Source organism: uncultured Maribacter sp. (genome assembly GCF_947496775.1).
Classification (GTDB): Bacteria; Bacteroidota; Bacteroidia; order Flavobacteriales; family Flavobacteriaceae; genus Maribacter_B.
In genome coordinates this window covers 186,612-204,335 of the sequence record NZ_CANMDU010000007.1, presented here as the reverse complement: position 1 = coordinate 204,335, position 17,724 = coordinate 186,612, and the positions used below count along the sequence as shown (strand labels likewise).

The window sequence follows — 17,724 nt, the reverse complement described above, 5'->3', positions numbered from 1 at the left end:
ATATATAGTATTAACCTTGCTATGACTAATAGTTTCTTAGGGAGTTTAATATTATAAATAAACTTATATAGATTAAGTATTATGATTGAGTTAGCAAATGCTTTAGGGGCAAAATTAAAAATTGCAGCCTTATTTGAATTTGGCTTATTCGAAGAAATTATACTAGTAGACAAGGGCAAACAAAACTTAAAAGAGGCGAGTAGCGATAATCCCTTGTATGGTTATATAGTAGAGGTGTTAAAATTAATTACAGACAACATTTCGGTACCCGATTTTTTAGACGAAACCGAAAGATTAGGTTATATGGGGCCTTTATTTGCCATACAATCTACAAAAACAACAGCAAAATGAGAAAAATAATAGTAATGCTTTTAGGTAGTTTATTATTCTGTGGATGCTTTAAAAATGAAAATAAAGAATTTGTTAAAGTAGAAATTGATCAAGGTATAATAGTACATGGAAGGCCTGAAAAAGTTACTTATTTTCCATACAAACCTGTGGAAGATGAAAATGGTAATATAACCAAAGGAGAGTTAATTAATAAAACGATTCCAAATTACTTTATAAGTGAAGGGTTTGTGTTAAAATTTAATAAAGAAGGAAAACATATACAGACAAAAATATATAGAATGGGGGATACACTTCATTATTTATTAAAGAAATGGGAATATTTAAAAAAGAACCAAAGAAAATATACCTCATACTATGCTCCATATGAAGAGGTAGATGATATGTCAATAGAAAAATTTGACGATTCTGGTAATTTAATTTATGAAAGTTATTATTGCCCACCATGTTTTGATAAAAATATAAAGATAAAGCCAAGTATTGAAAAATTCTACAGTTATGATGAAAAAGAGAGTTTAATAAAGATGAAACGATATACTTATGATTATGGTCTTTATAACGACCAAGCAGGAAAAATAACAGATTCTTTAATTACCCATTTTACACCAGAGTATAAAAACGGAAAATTGTATAAAAATGGGGGGATTAAATATATATACGAAGAGGATAATTTATTAAAAAAAATATTCGAAGAAACTGGAATGTATGAAGAGTATTATCCTAATGGAATGATAAAAAAAAGTGCTCTTCGTGAAAATAGTTATTTTGAATATAATGCAGATGGGTATAGGATAGTAAGGAAGTTTTCTAAAAAACATTACATAAGGAGTGAATATGATAGAATAGATGAATATGGTAACTGGACCAGAGTAATAATTAGAGAAAATGGAAAGCCAGTTATTTACGGGGAACGTACAATAAAGTATTACAATTAAAAACGAATAGATAAGATGCCTATAAACCCTATTTACCCCTGCAACAAAAACACCAAAAATATAGCAGGTATAAAGTATATTGCAATGGTTCTTGCACCGTCGTAATCTTTGGCTACACGTTGTCCAAAAAGAAGCATTAAGAGTACTAGACAAGATAATATAGCTCCATACATAGCCATGATGGAAACTCCATCACTACATAATTGGTATATGCCAAGAATACACAAAACACCAGCAATAATTTCTGTAATTAAAATTATTGCAACCATTGCGGGAACTATATTTTTAAGAGGTGTTTCTGCAAAGTGCCCTTTTAACCAAGAAACGTTACCATTCCAATCGGCAATTTTATCGTATCCACTTTGTAAAAAAGTAATGATTAAAAAAAGAAGAATAAGTATTTCTGTAGCGTTGGTAAGTAAAAGTTTCATAGAAGGTTTTTTAGGCTGCTTTAGCATGTAGCAGTCGGGTTAGTCGTATAGAAAGATCGGTAAGTATTAGTTTAGAATTTCCGTTGCGTTCTATATGGTAAATTGCATCTTCTAATTCTTTAACAATACTAAGAATATTATTTTCATGAACAAAAGGCGCAAATTTTTTCAATTGAAACCCTTCGGATTCTATATGCATATAGGCAAGTTCTTCTGCATTAAAATTAATAAGCATGGCTTGGCGCATTACAGCCATGCAATAGAGTAAGAACTTTTTTTGTGTTTCTCTGCCTGTTTTTGCTACTTCTTCACTCCACAAAATTAAATCGTGTATAGCCGCTTTATTTCCTTTGGCTTTAAAAGCACTACGAACCCATTGTACAAACCATTTTTCAAAAACTAAATCTTCAGAATCTTTATTTAGTAAATCTAACGCTTTATTAAAATTACCATCGGCTTCATGGGCAAGACGTAAAGCCTCGTCTCTATTAGCTCCTTTTTCTATTAAAGCATTAGCAATAGCATCTTCCGAAAGCGGAGGAAAATGTAGTATTTGGCATCTGGATTTAATAGTTTGTAATATTTGCTCTTCGTCCTCACATAATAAAAGAAAAACAGTTTTATTAGGTGGCTCTTCCAGTAATTTTAAAAGTTTATTAGCCGCAGAAACATTCATTTTTTCTGCCATCCAAATAAGCATAACTTTATAACCACCCTCGTAGGATTTTAAAGATAGTTTTTTAACTATTTCCAGAGATTCATCCACTCCAATTTGTCCTTGTTTTTTTTCAATACCAATAGCTCTATACCAATCGAATAAGTTTCCATAAGGTTGTTCGGTTACAAATTGTCGCCATTCGTGCATATAATTGTTACTTACTGCATGGCTTTTTACTTTGTCCGAGTTGGCAACAGGAAAAGCAAAATGCATATCTGGGTGTGCTAATCCATCGAATTTTACATTACAAGCACTATTGGCGCCATCATTTTCTCCATTAGTATTACCACAAATAATATACTGGGCATAAGCCAGAGCCATAGGGAGTATACCTGAGCCTTCTGGTCCAACAAATAATTGGGCATGTGGAATTCTACTAGCATCTGCACTAGTGGCTAAGTGTTTTTTTATATGGGAAAGCCCTAAAATTTCGTGAAATAACATAAGCTCAAAGATAGCTTTTTTGGTCTATTATGTAATTATAACGTTATAGTAGATTTATTAGATGTTATACTTTAGCTAAAGGCCAGAAATCTTTACCTTTACGACTCATAAAAAGTATTCCTATGAAATGAGCCATACCGATTCTGAATATACTTTTAAAGGAATTTAATGGCTAATTACATCTGACTTTAAAAACAAAAAATATCCACAGATGAAAGTAATTAATGATTTTAATTTTGAAAACAAGAAAGCACTTATCCGAGTAGATTTTAATGTGCCTTTAGATGAAAATTTTAATGTCGCTGACGCAACAAGAATTGAGGCAGCAAAACCAACGATAATAAAAGTATTAGAAGATGGTGGTAGTGCCGTTCTTATGAGTCACTTAGGAAGACCAAAAGGAACTCGCAATGCAGATATGTCTTTAAAGCATATTTGCGATAAGGTTTCAGAAATTATTGGAGTAAAAATAAAATTCGTAGAAGATTGTGTTGGCGAAGCTGCAGAAAAAGCAGTTGCCGAATTACAAAGTGGAGAGATTTTATTATTAGAAAACTTACGTTTCTATGGAGAAGAAACTAGTGGAGATGTTGGTTTTGCAGAGCAGCTTTCTAAATTAGGAGATATATATGTAAATGATGCTTTTGGTACTGCCCATAGAGCACACGCTTCTACAACAGTTGTAGCACAATTTTTCCCAGATAATAAATGTTTTGGCTTTTTGTTGGCTCAGGAAATAGAGTCTATTGAAAAGGTAATGAAAACAGGAGACAAACCAGTTTTAGCAATTTTAGGTGGATCTAAAGTTTCTTCTAAAATTACTATTATAGAAAATATTTTAGATAAAGTAGATCATTTAATTATTGGAGGAGGAATGACCTACACTTTTATTAAAGCACAAGGCGGAAAAGTAGGTGGTTCTATCTGTGAGGATGATAAAATGGAATTAGCTTTAGATATTTTAAAGCAAGCAAAAGAAAAAGGAGTAGAAGTACATATTCCAGTAGATGTTTTAGCTGCAGATGATTTTAGTAATGATGCTAACACACAAATAGTAGACGTTAGAGCTATTCCTGATGGTTGGGAAGGCTTAGATGCAGGACCTAAGACTTTAGAGAACTTTAAAGAGGTAATTTTAAAATCTAAAACTATTCTTTGGAATGGGCCAATCGGTGTTTTTGAGATAGAATCTTTTGCAAAAGGAACTATTGCTTTAGGAAACTATATAGACGAATCTACGCAAAAAGGAGCTTTTTCCCTTGTTGGTGGAGGAGATTCTGTTGCCGCGGTAAAACAATTTGGGTTCTCTGATAAAGTTAGTTATGTATCTACAGGAGGAGGAGCTATGTTAGAGAGTTTAGAAGGAAAGACTTTACCAGGTATTGCTGCTATATTAGAGTAGTAGGGAGATTATCGACAAACGGTATTTAATTTAAATCGCACATTTTAAGAGAGAAAATTTTATTCTCCCAGAAAAATGTGCGATTTTCGTTAGTCCCGTATTTAATCTTTACTAATATGATTATGTTAAAAAAGCGTTACTATTTAGGAATAGCGCTATATATATTTAGTTTGCCATTACTTTCTCAAGAGAAAGAAACTGCCCCTATCAGCGAAGTTAAAATTATAGAATCTAAAGATATTCCTTTAGATAGTATGGCATTACCGTTGTTGGAGGCAAAGCCTATTAACCTTATAAAAGCTTCAGATGCTATAAAGGATAACTCTTTGGCTGCTGTTACTAAAGATAATACGGCCAAGTACGATTTAAAAGATTTAGAAAATGCAGCCAAGTACGATAGCCTTTGGATGAAAGAACTTTTAGAAACCAATGCTCTTTTTGAGGATATGTACGAGGAAGTAACCACTCTGGATCCGGATAAAACTTATGAAACAGAGATTAATACAGATTCTTTAAAAGCTAGGTTAGAACGACTAAATCAAAGAACGCCATTTAATATTGCATACAACCCATCTTTAGAAAATGTAATAAAGTCTTTTTTAAATAGAAAAAGAGGTTTAATGGAACGTATGCTAACGGTTAGTCAGTTTTACTTTCCTTTATTTGAAGAACAATTAGACAATTATGATATTCCGTTAGAAATGAAATATTTGTCTATTGTGGAGTCTGCTTTAAACCCTAAAGCTAGATCAAGGGTTGGTGCAACAGGACTTTGGCAGTTTATGTACAGTACTGGTAAAATGTATAAGTTAGATGTTAGTAGTTATGTAGACGAACGTAGTGACCCAATAAAAGCAACGGAAGCAGCCTGTAAATATTTAGGTAAATTATATGATATTTTTGAGGATTGGGATTTAGCATTGGCGGCGTATAATTCCGGGCCGGGTAATGTAAACAAAGCAATTAGAAGGTCTGGAGGATATAAAAACTATTGGAATATTAGAAGAAATCTACCACGAGAAACTGCTGGTTATGTGCCTGCGTTTATCGCGACTATGTATTTATTTGAGTACGCCGAAGAATATGGTTTAAAAGCAAAAGAAGCAGACCGCACTTATTTTGTTACTGATACAGTACACGTAAAGAGCTTAATAACCTTTAAGCAAATATCTGAATTAGTAGGGGTAGATACGGAGGAAATAAAACTTTTAAATCCTTCCTATAAATTAGATGTTATTCCGTTTATAGAAGGAAAAAATTATTCTTTGCGTTTGCCAGTTGCCGCCTTAGGTAAGTTTGTAGCGAATGAAAAGGCTATTTATGCACATGTAAAAGAAGAATTAAAGAGTAAAGAGAGTCCTTTACCGAAATTAGTAAAAGCGCAAGACCAAATTCGTTATAAGGTGCGTAGTGGTGATTATTTAGGTAAAATAGCAAGTAGATACGGAGTAGGTGTTAGCCAGATTAAACGTTGGAATGGATTGCGTAGCAATAATTTAAGAATAGGACAAAGGCTTACTATTTTTACAAAAAACCCAGCTGTAGTATCTTCTAAAAAACCGAAAAGAAAAAGTTCTGGAACTGCAAATTTGAAAGGTGTAAAAACCCATACAGTAAAAAGTGGAGACTCGCTTTGGACTATTTCTAAAAAATATCCTGGAATTAGTATCGAAAATTTACGAGAATGGAACGGTATTAGTGGTAACAATTTAAAACCAGGAACAAAGCTTAAATTATGCGACTGTTCATCTTAAAATAATTAAAAGAATGAAAAGACTAGGAGTAATTTCTATGGTGCTATTTTTAGCACTGTCTGCTTGTAAAGAAGGGACTAAAAAAAGCTATTTACCAGAATCAATTGGAGCTATAAATAACTTAACAATTGTTATAGAGAATGATTTATGGAATGGAGAAGTTGGTAATAAGATAAGGCAACATTTTGCCGCTCCAGTAGTTGGTTTAACTTGGGATGAGCCATTGTTTAATATTACGAATGTTCCAAATAGTGTTTTTTCAGGAGCTTTAAGAAAGACCAGAGCTGTTTTATATGTACAGAAAGATTCTTTAAGTTTAGGACATATTAAAACAGATATGTATGCGACACCGCAAAAAATCGGGGTTATTAAAGGAAGAACAACAGAAGAGATAATAACTAATTTAGATAGAAAGGCTGCTGATATAATCGCAACTTTTAAACAACAGGAAATTACTGCTGCGCAAAAAAGATTTTTAAAATCTTTAAATAAAGAAAAAGCATTGGAAAATAGTTTTGATATTAGCTTAAATATCCCATCAATTTATAAAGTAGGAAGAGAAGAAGACAATTTTGTTTGGATAGATCATCAAATCCCTAAAGGAACGGTGAATATTGTTGCGTATACCATGCCTGCAGATAGTTTTAAAACAGATTCTACTTTGGTAAAAGATATTGTTAGAATGAGAGATTCTATTGGCGCTGCATATATTCCAGGACCAGATGTAGAAAACAAAATTACTCATATGCGTACAGAGCCTGCTTTTTCTCCAAATGTTTTTCCAGCAGAAATTGGCGGAATGAAGGCTATTGAAGTACGTGGTATATGGGATATTAAGAATTACCCAATGGCAGGTCCTTTTCTTATGTATATAATTGATGATAAAGAGAACGACAGACAATTAGTATTAGAGGGCTTTACCTTTGCTCCAGCTACAGAGAAAAGAGATTATATGTTTCAGTTAGAAGCAATATTAAAAACGGTAAAAACGAATATAAAGACAAAGAAATAATAAGACTCTTTTAAGGACCATAAAGGCGCAATAAAATTTTATAAGTTAAACTCCTTAAGAAATTAAAAAACGCCCATAGCGAAAGCTTATGGGCGTTTATTGTATGAGTTAAGGTTTGTTTTAATCAAAAGCAAATCCTGTAGACATTCTAAAGACTAAAGCGTAGAGTGTTACAGCAATGAGAAAAAAGCAAACCCAAGAGAATACTTTAAAATAGCTTTTTAGAAAACGGCTTCCCCAATTTTTAAAAGCTTCAAAATAAATTTGTTTTACGAGTAATAATTTTTCCATACATAATTAATTTAGGCTCAATGCAAATTTCTGATATTTAGATAATTGCGTTGAATTGTTTAGGTGAAAGGGGAAAAAATAGGGATGGAAAACAAGATTTTTATTTCACTGAGTTGAACGGTAAAAAAATCAGATAACTTGTAATTTACAATCGTGGGTTTACCCTACAAATAATAGCTATATATTGGCTTTTCTCACAGATAAGTAAGATATACCTTTTGTAACATAAGGTTTTTTTTGGAGGCAAAGTACTATAAATAGAAAAAGCGCCCTTTTAAAGGCGCTTTTTCTTATTTGGTTGGTTGGGTATTATTAATCAAATGCAAAACCAGTAGATAGCCTAAAAATAAATGCATAAAGGACTATTGCAAAGCTGGCAAAGCAGAACCATGAGAATAATTTAAAATAGGACTTTACAAATGCGTGTCCGATATTTTTAAATGCTTCCATGTAAATTTCTTTGATAAGTAGGGCGTTTTTCATGATTTTTTGGATTTGGGGTTAAATAGGTTTTTCTTTATATATAACTACAAATCAGCGTTTAATGTATATTTTGAACCCTGTAATGTTGTGAATGTATCTGGTTTTGTTGTGAAGTTTTAAATGTTATTTGTTTACTACTTTAGATTTAGAGCCCTAAAACAGAAAATCCACTAACACAATGTATTAGTGGATTTTATTACACATTTTTTTGTTTTTACATTTTTACGATTATAAATTCTGATCTACGGTTTAAGTAGTGTTTCTTTTCAGTACATGCTACAGAACCATCACACTCATTAATTAACTTTTCTTCACCATAACCAATGGCACTTTCAATTCTATCCGCAGAAATACCTTGGGAAATTATATAATCTCGTGTAGATTTTGCTCTCTTGTCTGATAAGTATTTGTTATATGCTCTTTTACCTCTAGAATCGGTATGAGATTCTATCTTAATTATCATATTTGGGTATTCTGTCATTACTTCTACAAGTTTATCTAATTCTTCAGAAGCATCTTGGCGTATATACGATCTATCAAAATCGAAATGAATCATTTCTGTTTTTAATTTCTTAATGCCATCTTCAACAGCAATCATTTCTTTTAATTTGCGTAAAGAGACATCTACACTTACCGTATCATTTTCCTTAGTAGTTACTTCTTGTAACTCATCAAAATATGTTCCTTTGGTAGTTTTTATTACATATTTAGTAGTAGCTTCTAAGTCTTCAAAAATAAAACTACCATCGTCTCCGGTAACAACTTCTTTTAATTTAATGTTATTTTCATCTAGTAATTCAACCAAAGCTTTAGGCATAAAATCACCTGTTACTAATTCAGTAACTACACCGGCAATTGCATTTTTATTTGCAGGGATTTCTTCAAGCACCAAATTTTTAAAGGAATAAATATCATCATCTCCTTTACCTCCTTCTCTATTAGAGGCAAAGTATCCTTTTTTTGTTTCTTCATCTACAATATATGAGAAGTCGTCTTTATTACTATTAATAGGTTGCCCTAAGTTTACAACATCTAGGAAACCAGTTTCTTCTTCAAAAGCTACTTCATATACATCTAAACCACCAAGACCAGTGTGCCCGTCTGATGAAAAGTATAACTTTTTATTATTAATGAACGGAAACATTTCTCGTCTTTCTGTATTTATTTCTGGACCTAAATTTCTTGGTTCAGAAAAACTACCATCTTCATATACTTCTACCATAAAAATATCGGTTTGGCCAATACTTCCAGGCATATCAGATACAAAATATAACTCCTTACCATCAGGGCTTAATGCCGGGTGACCAGTAGAGTAATTATCACTATTAAAAGGAAGTTCTGTTGCCTCTGTCCACTCTCCGTTTACACGTTTAGATTGGTATATTTTTAGGTGGTTTACTCCTTTTTTATCTCTTTTTAGTTTTTTACCATAGTTATTTCTCGTAAAATACATGGTCTTATTATCCGGAGCAAATGTTACCGATGCTTCATGGTATTTGGTATTAATTTTCTTAGAAAATTTAATAGCGTCTTTAAGCTCTTGAGATTCCTCATTGATTTTGGCAACATAAAGATCTAAATAGGGCTGATTGTTCCACTTGTATTTTCTTGTACTAAAAAAGGAAGAATCTTTAGCAGAAGCATAAACTATTTTATTATCACTATGGAATATTGGAGAGAACTCTGAGTACTCTGAATTTATTTCTAAATTTTTAACTTCAAAGTTTTTACTAGTTCCTAAAATATTATCCAAGACAATTTCATTTGGTGTAGCATTTTTATTATTCAATGCAGCTAAGTCTTCTCTTTTTAGTTTTTTATTATACAAACGCATTAATCGTTTGGATCTAGCATATTTTCCTGTACCTTTTAATGAGTGTGCATATTTAAAAATATTATCTGCTGACATTTCCTTTTCATACTTTTCATAAAGTATATTATACCAATGATATGCTTTTTCCATATCAGTATTAAAATAATGTGAATCTCCTGCTTTTTGCAAAACATCATAAGAGTAATTCTTTTCACTTTTTTTAAGTGCTATTTCGTATAAATCTGCAGCTTCGGCATACCACATTTTATTAAAGTAATAATCTGCTCTTTGAATTATTTTACTTTTGTTTGGTGTACCTTCTATCGTTTTAGAAGTATAATCCTCTTCTGAAATTTCTTTAGTAGAATTGTTGGTTAGTAATTCTTCTTTGGTAGGATTTTCCATTGCTGGCAAACTATTTTCTACCTTCATAATCCAAACCTCATCTTTATATTTACCATCAAATTTAGAGATTATTTTGGCAAGACTATTTCTCCAATCGCTTTGGTAGTCTAAGGATAAATAATTTAGTCCGTTTTCTGGATTTACAATAGCAGCAGCATTAAAACCTTTTTTTGTGTACTTTTTTACGTGCTTATTTAAATTTCTATCCTCACTAAAGACACCAGCAATAATATAATAACCATTATATATATTTGATAAATTGGTAAACGTTCTATGTGGTATTTTGTTCTCTTCTGCAGCTTCTGCAAAACCAGAACTATGTACAGAATCAATATCTTGATCATTAGGAATACTTATACCTGTACCTGGTTGAGGTAAATTTATATTTTGAGTTTCTTGTGCGCTTAAGCTCAATGACAAAAAGAGAATATAAGCAGTAAATAGTTTTTTCATGATTTGGGTAATTAGAAAAAGCGTGGTGATTTAATTTTGGTTAGTTTTGATATTAGTTGATATCTGATAAAAATCTCATGTGTACCAGAGTTGTATGCATTTAGCTCATTTGTATTATAATCATAGGCATAACCTATATTAAATTGAGGATTAATTTGGAAGCCAAAAAGTGCTCCGACAGAATCATCCCATCTATAGTTAACGCCTAAATTTAGTCTTTCGTATAAAAGAAAGTTAAGAGATACATCTGCAATTAAAGGAGCTCCCTCTACATATTTAACAAAAGTAGATGGTTTAAATTTTAACGAATGGTTCATATTAAAGACATAGCCCCCGATAAAATATAAGTGCATACGGTCTTTACCAACAGACTCACTAATAACATCATAGCGTTTGTTATATAGAATATTGGGCGTAGAAATACCTAAATATGCATTATCGGTATAATAAAACATTCCTGCACCTATGGTAGGCAAAAATTCACTATTAATATTTTCGTTAAACAAAACATCTGGGTCTCTATGTCGCCCTTTAGACCAATCGACGCTTAAAAATCTACCACCAGCTTTTACGCCAAGAGCAAGCTTGTGACCTTTTCTATTTAATATAATATTGTGTGCGTAATTAAAATCTATGAAGGTTTCTGAAGAAGGCCCTAATTGGTCTTGTACTATGGAAAGACCTACGCCATCAAATTTATCGAATGGCGAATCTATACCTAAGGAAATTGTTTTGGGAGAACCTTCTAATCCAACCCACTGCGATCTATATAAAGATATAGCGGCAAAATGGCCTCTAGAACCTGTATAAGCAGGGTTTATTGTCATGGTATTATAGTTGTATTGGGTGTATTGAGGCTCTTGTTGACCAAATGTTAGTCCTAATCCCCAAAATAGGAATCCTATACACCCTACTTTTTTAACTATATGTTGTTTCGCAATTTTCATTTTTTCTGTCTTATCTGGTAATATATAACCATCCCGTTTTCGCCTCTTTATCTCCTTCATTTAAAAGTAAAATGTAATAATATGTACCAATCGGTAGTTTTTCTTTGCCATTTACAGTTGCTCTTCCTTGTGAAGTTCCGTCCCAAGTATTTGCATAACCATTGGTTTCGAACACCAAGGTTCCCCAACGATTAAATATTTGCAAAAAGTTGTTAGGATAATTTTCTATACAATTAATATAAAAGTATTCATTACTAGTATCGTTATTTGGAGAAAATTCATTGTAAATAATTAAACAATCCTCTTCGATTGTAATCGTAACCTGAGATTCATCATTATCCGTATTAAGGTCAATTTGATCTACAAAAGACAAACGAACTATATTGGTATAATCAGTACCTTCAATAACTTTAACCGTAATATTTAATTCTGCTATTTCCGTATTACTTAACGAAGGGATGTTCCAGTCTCCGACAATATAGTCGTAGCTACCATGACTCGTTGTTTGAGAAACAAATTCAAAACCGTTAGGTATATTTTCTTCAATACTTATGTTAGTCGCTTCTATAGCGCCTAAGTTGGTAGCTGTAATAGTGAATGTTATTTCTTCTCCAATAGAAGCAGTCATTTGGGATGCAATTTTATTAATTGCAATATCTGTAAATGGTATTCCTATTTCATATTCACTTTCATCATCTTCATTTGGTAAGTTAGAATCATAATTATCTGGAGTAGAATCTATATCTAATTCATTTGTTCTTGTTATTTGAACAATGTTTTTATACTCATCTATTGACCCAGATGGATCATTTATCGTTACATCGTAGGTTAGAACTAAGCTACCTGGATTTAATGTATTTATAACCCAAGTAATAGTGTTATTGGCGTATGTACCTCCATTAGATATAGAATTTACATCTAGATTAAAACCAATGGGTATATAATCTTCTATTACTATTCCTGTTGCATTATTGCTGCCAGAATTGTTTAGAGTTATTTCGAAAGTTACTTGCTCTCCAACATTTGGATTACTATTTGACGTCGCAGATAGTTGTTTATCTAAACTTAAGTCTACCGTAGGTACCATTAGTGTATCTACAGCATCTTCATCATCTTCAGATTGATCACCATCATCATTATTCGGTGTGGAGTCTGGATCGGTTTGATCACTGGCAGTTACTTGTGCAATATTCTTGTATTCTTCAACAGCACCGGTTGGTGTATTAATAGAAACATCATAAGTTAAAGAAGTGGTACCTACTATAGCAGTGGTTACATCCCAATTAATTGTATTTCCTGTTACAGTTCCGCCATTGGATATAGTAGCTACATTTATTGTATACCCTGCCGGAACAATGTCTTCTATACGTACATTGGTTGCTTCGTTAGGGCCGTTATTGATAAGGTCAATAGTAAAGGTTATGGTTTCTCCTACGTTTGGACTGGTATTAGAAACGGATTTATCTAAGGATAGATCTGCCGAATTAGTATTGGGGCTCGTAGCAATTGTAAAAGTAAGGGTATTACAAAAACAATTGTCTAATGCGGGTTCTAACTCTATGAATAAATTGGCATTTGCACCACAAAAAGTTGTGGTTGTAAAAGAGGCGGTTTCGTTAATAGTATTACCAGCAAGTAGCTCAGTATCCAATGCTCCAGTATAAATGGCTGAACCAGATTTATTGTCTAATGCATCTGTGCAATAAACGGAATAAGTTGCTCCTGTATCTATAGTGTACGTGCCAATATTATCTATATTAAAATCTATAGTATAGGTATAATCTGTTCCACTACTAGTGTAAGAACCTTGGGGACTAATAGCAGAAAGTGCTATTTGAGATTTAAAGGTTTCTAAAGGAATAGTTGCTGTACCTGTTAAAATTTCTGTGGTACCGCAAGCAACACCTAAACAACTTAATGCACTTGTAGTAACATATGTTGTTACATCTAAATTCGCTGTAGTTGTGCAACTTGCAGATTGATTAGATATATCAAAATTATAAGATAACATGTCCATGCTAGTTGCTCCTACAGGTAATTGTAATTCTATTTCTTGATGATTACCTACGGTGTTTGTGGTTATATAAGTAAGCTCTAAGGCACCTGTAGACGCAAATGATGATGCTACATAATTTACACCGTCAGGCAGTATAACTCTAACAAAATCATCGTTGCCCGTAGTACCATCAATAATGGTTGTATTTACAGTTACAGTTTCTGGAGTACAACCTTCTAATCTTGCCGTATTTGTTATAGATAAATTGCTAGTAGTGCTATATGGAGGTTCTGCTCCAGTAATTATTATTGGGTTAGCAGCTATTCTACTACCGCTACCTGTTGCAGGAGTGCCGTAAGGATTGTTTCCTGTTATCATATAGGTAGTTCCAGTATTAGATATGTAATTACATTGTGCGTTTAGAGTAAGGTTAACTATTGCAATTTGCTCATTAATTGTAGTAGAATTAAGGGAACCTATTAATCCGTTATTAACAGCAATAAGAGAATGGTCTAATAAATTGATGGACACATTATTTCCAGAAATGGTAGGAGTAATGGTTTCTATATTTCCAGAATTTCTTGGATATTCCACGGTAAGTCCATTAATTAAGAGTGCAGAAATATCACCAGGAACATCAAAATCTATTATTGGAGAAATTAAATCGGCCTCACCAGCATTTCTTGCTTCTAGAGTTATGTTAAAATCGGCACAAGTATCTACGGTTGTACTTGGTTGATTTAATATTTGTAATTGTATAGCTGCGGGAGTTGGTTCTAGGGTAAAGATTTGTTCATGAAAGAAAGGTATAGTACTATAATTTGTTGGATAAGCAACACAATCATAATTGTTGGATATTCTTAAATCTATTGGTGAAGCAGAAGAATAAGTTCCTTCAAATCGAATTTTTCTACAGACCCAACTTCCAGATTCCATAGTTCCGAATGGAATATAAGTTACATTATTTTCAGAGCTAAAAGTTAAAGGAGTTTCTGTTCCTCCATTTACTAAATACGCATTAGTAATTGTATAATCTGCCCCAGTATCTACGCGTAACCAATTATTGTCTATTTCTGCTGCATCTTGTTTGCATATATCTATAACAAAGCCCTCAATTTCGGAGTTTCCAACTTCAACAGGATTAGTAGAGTATATATAATATAATGGTATTGTATATGCAAAATCTTTAGTATCGTTTTCTGTTTTCCTTACAGGAGCATCTGCATAAGCATATTCATCATAAGTAACCGAAATGTTATGAGAGCTTAAACTTGGCGTGGTACTAGTTGCAGTTAAACTTATTTGTACACTAGGATATCTATTACCACCTTGATCATGATGAATAAAACGAGGTCCAGGTGTTATGGTAACTATGTTTCCAGAAACAGAATAATTTAAACCATTATTCCATGAGGCTGGGGATTGGTTCTCTGGCATTAATTCTGGATACCCGTAACTGCTTACCAGATTATTAAATTGCATTCCATCTGGAATTTGAATAGTAGTAGAATCCCATAAAAGTGGGGGTCTAAACTCATCTGGAAATTTATCACCAATACCTGAAGCTTGTGCAAGGCCCACATAAAGCCATTTATCATCACAACCATTTACAGAATTACTGATGTCTGCGGTTAGGTGTATTTCGTTTTGAAAGAAAAATGCTCTTTCGTTAAAAATACCACAACCAATTTCATTACTAGAATTATCAAGGCTGTAAAAGCGTCCTTGGAAAGAATGAAATTCATATAAAACAGCTTCATCAGGAAAATCTTCTTTAAATTGAAAATGTAGTTCCAAAGAAATTTCGTCTGCCTCTAAACCTTCGCCATATTGGTACGTTGGAGATATTAAATTTTGATAAGAACTTAAATCTAAGGTAAAGAAATTATCATTTGTCCCCTGAGTATTTATTACTGGAATGTTGGTAATAGGGAAAGTTTGCGGCGTTCCAGTAGATATGTCATTAATTGTAATAGAGCCATTTGCGAATTGAATAATATCGGCCATACTTAAACCGCTATCCGTAACATATCGCATTTCAAAATGTAAGTTGTCTTGTGTACTACTTTGCATTATTGCACTGGTATTAATTACCATATTGTCTTTTGGCATGTAATACTTAGTAGCATGAACATTAGGATCTAAAACTACTTTGGTACTCATAGTTTCATCGGTCCATCCAGTGGTAGTTCTACTTGCTTCGAAATCTGTAGTCATTGGACCAGTACAACCATTAGGACAATGTGTAGTTACGTTAAAAGTACCGCAATGCAAGTTCGTATTATAACAAGAGCTTTCATAAGATGTAGTATAGGTTAAGTCCAAATCTTCAGGACCGGAATAAGTGCTACAATCTATGTTCAATGCAAAATCTATAGGAATGCGTAACGAAAAGGAATTGTATTCAAAATCTTGTAATTGTGTCTCTGTAAATATAATTTGATTTCCAACTTGAATATATCGAGAATCGGCACTAGAATCCAATGTTATACCATTTGGTATATCTAAAATCGCTCTATATATAGTAGAGGGGTCGTTAGAAAACATTTCTATACCATTACAAGTAGGAGATTGATTAGAGGCTACAAAACTTCCTGTAAAAGTTAAATGAAATACCGAACCATCTACGGCGTCTAAATCATAATCTTCCGGAAAATCCCAGTTAAACAACCCATCCCTTCTTACATAATGTCTTTCTAATTCTTCTCTTAATGTTTTATTGCTATTATTACATCTATTTACTGTCCAAGTATCTATATTTAAACTTTGACTATGGGAGTATTCTGCATTATAAGCATCGCAACTTGGTGTACTGGGTAGCATAGTTAAATCTACATTTATTTCTGTAGAGGCGCCTGGTAGCATATCATCATAAAAACCGTCTCCATCTAAATCTTCTAAACCACCTGGACCATCAGGATCAGAGGTAAAAAAATCTGTTCCTATAAGATAAGAACCTAGGCCTGTTCCACTACTTGTTGTAGTTGGCCATCTTTGAGGAGAAAAATTTGCACCGCCAGTAAATCTAAAATTAGAAAGCTGTCTATTGGTATTATTATCATCTCCGTACATAGGGTTAAAACCTATAGAGGAATATCTATTGTCCCAAGTAAAGCCTATATTGAAGTTTACGTTGTATGCATTATCTGCGCTGGCATCATTTTCTAGTCTATAAGTATATGTTACAGGGGCATCCCATCTAGGTCGCGGGTCACTAATGGTTTGTAAGGAAATATCGGACCATTCTTGGTCTACACCTATAAAGCCAGGAATAGGAGCACCAATTTGACAAAAAGAACCAGAAGAACACCCCCACCTAGGACTGTGATTGGTAGCTTGGTTATCGGCGCAATCTGTTAGTACTAATTGTTCTACAAGAACTATATTTTCGTTTTCGAATAGATTATCACCATCACCTACTTGTCCGGCAAATGGCGCAGTGTTTAAATCGATTATATAGGTATAGAAATCTCCGCTTATTGTAGGAGTAAGAACAGTGCCGTTAAAGGATAATTGATAATTAGCTTGTAAACCGTTACTAATTTCAACCTGGTGTTCAAATGTCGAAATACTTCCGTTTCCTGAATTGGTAATAGTTATATCTCTATTGGTAATATCGCCAACCAAAGCATTTTCGGTATCCATATCTTCAACAGCTAAATATGCTTTTAGAAAGGTATATGCATTTACGGTTAAATCCGTATCGCTATCGGATATTGGATTAGAATCTTTTATATAGTTTATAGTATGAACGTCTTTAAAAAGACCACCATTATAAGAAAATTGAACCGCTTCGCATGTTGCTGTTTTACCAAAAGTAAATTCTACCTCATCCATCATCTGCCATACGGCATTACTAGGTCGTTCTATTTGAAAAATGGGTTGATTAAGGTTACTTACATCAAATTCTGATACTATAAAATCTCCAGAACCTGTTTGGGAATTTATTGTTGCAGTACCAGATTTATAGGTAACACCATCCGGTAAATTAAAATTTATTTTAAAAGTTTGTAATTGCCCTGTTTTGGCAAAAATGGTTACTGTAGTTGTTCCATCGTTAGTACCTGCACAAGCCCCCATGTTGGTAGAACTAAGACTTACTGTGTAATCGGCATTGTTAATTTGCCCTTGGATGGTTAAGGCGTTTAATAGAAAGTATAATAGAAAAATAATACCTTTTGTCTTATTAAAAACAGACATTAGCAGTATGTATAAACGATCGTAAAACATAGATTGGTTGGTAAACTAAATGCTAATAATTGGTTTAGTATTATTATTGGCATATATAATTT

12 protein-coding genes are annotated in these 17,724 nt (G+C 32.9%); 5 read left to right on the top strand and 7 right to left on the bottom strand.

Features of this window, described 5'->3' with window-relative positions; genetic code table 11:
• Positions 1–81 precede the first annotated feature (81 nt).
• On the top strand, positions 82–351 hold the full coding sequence (locus Q0856_RS12770) for a hypothetical protein (protein WP_298505574.1): 270 nt from the start codon (positions 82–84) through the stop codon (positions 349–351).
• Positions 348–1,283, top strand: a complete 936-nt coding sequence (locus Q0856_RS12765) for a hypothetical protein (RefSeq protein ID WP_298505573.1) — start codon at positions 348–350, stop codon at positions 1,281–1,283. Before Q0856_RS12770 ends, Q0856_RS12765 begins: the two co-directional genes overlap by 4 nt.
• A 32-nt stretch (positions 1,284–1,315) precedes the next feature.
• On the opposite strand, the gene Q0856_RS12760 is transcribed toward Q0856_RS12765, so the two are convergent.
• Both Q0856_RS12760 and Q0856_RS12755 read right to left on the bottom strand, forming a co-directional pair.
• Positions 1,316–1,714 carry a DoxX family membrane protein gene (locus Q0856_RS12760; protein ID WP_298475069.1) on the bottom strand — a complete coding sequence of 133 codons (399 nt, stop codon included), beginning with the start codon at positions 1,712–1,714 and terminating at the stop codon, positions 1,316–1,318.
• A gap of 10 nt (positions 1,715–1,724) precedes the next feature.
• Positions 1,725–2,876 (bottom strand): DNA polymerase III subunit delta', encoded by a 1,152-nt coding sequence (locus tag Q0856_RS12755; RefSeq protein ID WP_298475067.1) that lies wholly within the window; start codon positions 2,874–2,876, stop codon positions 1,725–1,727.
• 211 nt (positions 2,877–3,087) lie between these two features.
• Here Q0856_RS12755 and Q0856_RS12750 point away from each other — a divergent pair, with 211 nt between their 5' ends.
• The 3 genes from Q0856_RS12750 (at position 3,088) to Q0856_RS12740 (ending at position 7,044) form a co-directional block, all read left to right on the top strand.
• Positions 3,088–4,278: a phosphoglycerate kinase gene (locus Q0856_RS12750; protein ID WP_298475065.1), complete on the top strand. Its 1,191-nt coding sequence runs from the start codon at positions 3,088–3,090 to the stop codon at positions 4,276–4,278.
• Between the two features lie 116 nt (positions 4,279–4,394).
• Positions 4,395–6,032, top strand: a complete 1,638-nt coding sequence (locus Q0856_RS12745; protein ID WP_298505571.1) for a LysM peptidoglycan-binding domain-containing protein — start codon at positions 4,395–4,397, stop codon at positions 6,030–6,032.
• A gap of 13 nt (positions 6,033–6,045) precedes the next feature.
• On the top strand, positions 6,046–7,044 hold the full coding sequence (locus tag Q0856_RS12740; protein ID WP_298505569.1) for a DUF4837 family protein: 999 nt from the start codon (positions 6,046–6,048) through the stop codon (positions 7,042–7,044).
• A 120-nt stretch (positions 7,045–7,164) separates the two neighbouring features.
• Here the strand turns inward: Q0856_RS12740 and Q0856_RS12735 are convergent, their stop codons facing one another.
• From Q0856_RS12735 to Q0856_RS12720, 5 genes are all read right to left on the bottom strand, one after another.
• A complete protein-coding gene (locus Q0856_RS12735) occupies positions 7,165–7,335 on the bottom strand; it encodes a DUF6747 family protein (protein ID WP_291867303.1) in 171 nt (56 codons plus the stop codon).
• 312 nt (positions 7,336–7,647) lie between these two features.
• The gene (locus tag Q0856_RS18130) at positions 7,648–7,818 is read right to left on the bottom strand and encodes a DUF6747 family protein (RefSeq protein ID WP_363317937.1); all 171 of its coding nucleotides are present in this window, start codon (positions 7,816–7,818) and stop codon (positions 7,648–7,650) included.
• 214 nt (positions 7,819–8,032) lie between these two features.
• On the bottom strand, positions 8,033–10,489 hold the full coding sequence (locus Q0856_RS12730; protein ID WP_298505567.1) for an OmpA family protein: 2,457 nt from the start codon (positions 10,487–10,489) through the stop codon (positions 8,033–8,035).
• A gap of 11 nt (positions 10,490–10,500) precedes the next feature.
• Positions 10,501–11,436, bottom strand: coding sequence for a type IX secretion system membrane protein PorP/SprF (locus Q0856_RS12725; RefSeq protein WP_298505565.1), 936 nt, complete (start codon positions 11,434–11,436; stop codon positions 10,501–10,503).
• Between the two features lie 10 nt (positions 11,437–11,446).
• The gene (locus Q0856_RS12720) at positions 11,447–17,632 is read right to left on the bottom strand and encodes a gliding motility-associated C-terminal domain-containing protein (RefSeq protein WP_298505564.1); all 6,186 of its coding nucleotides are present in this window, start codon (positions 17,630–17,632) and stop codon (positions 11,447–11,449) included.
• Positions 17,633–17,724: the final 92 nt, after the last annotated feature.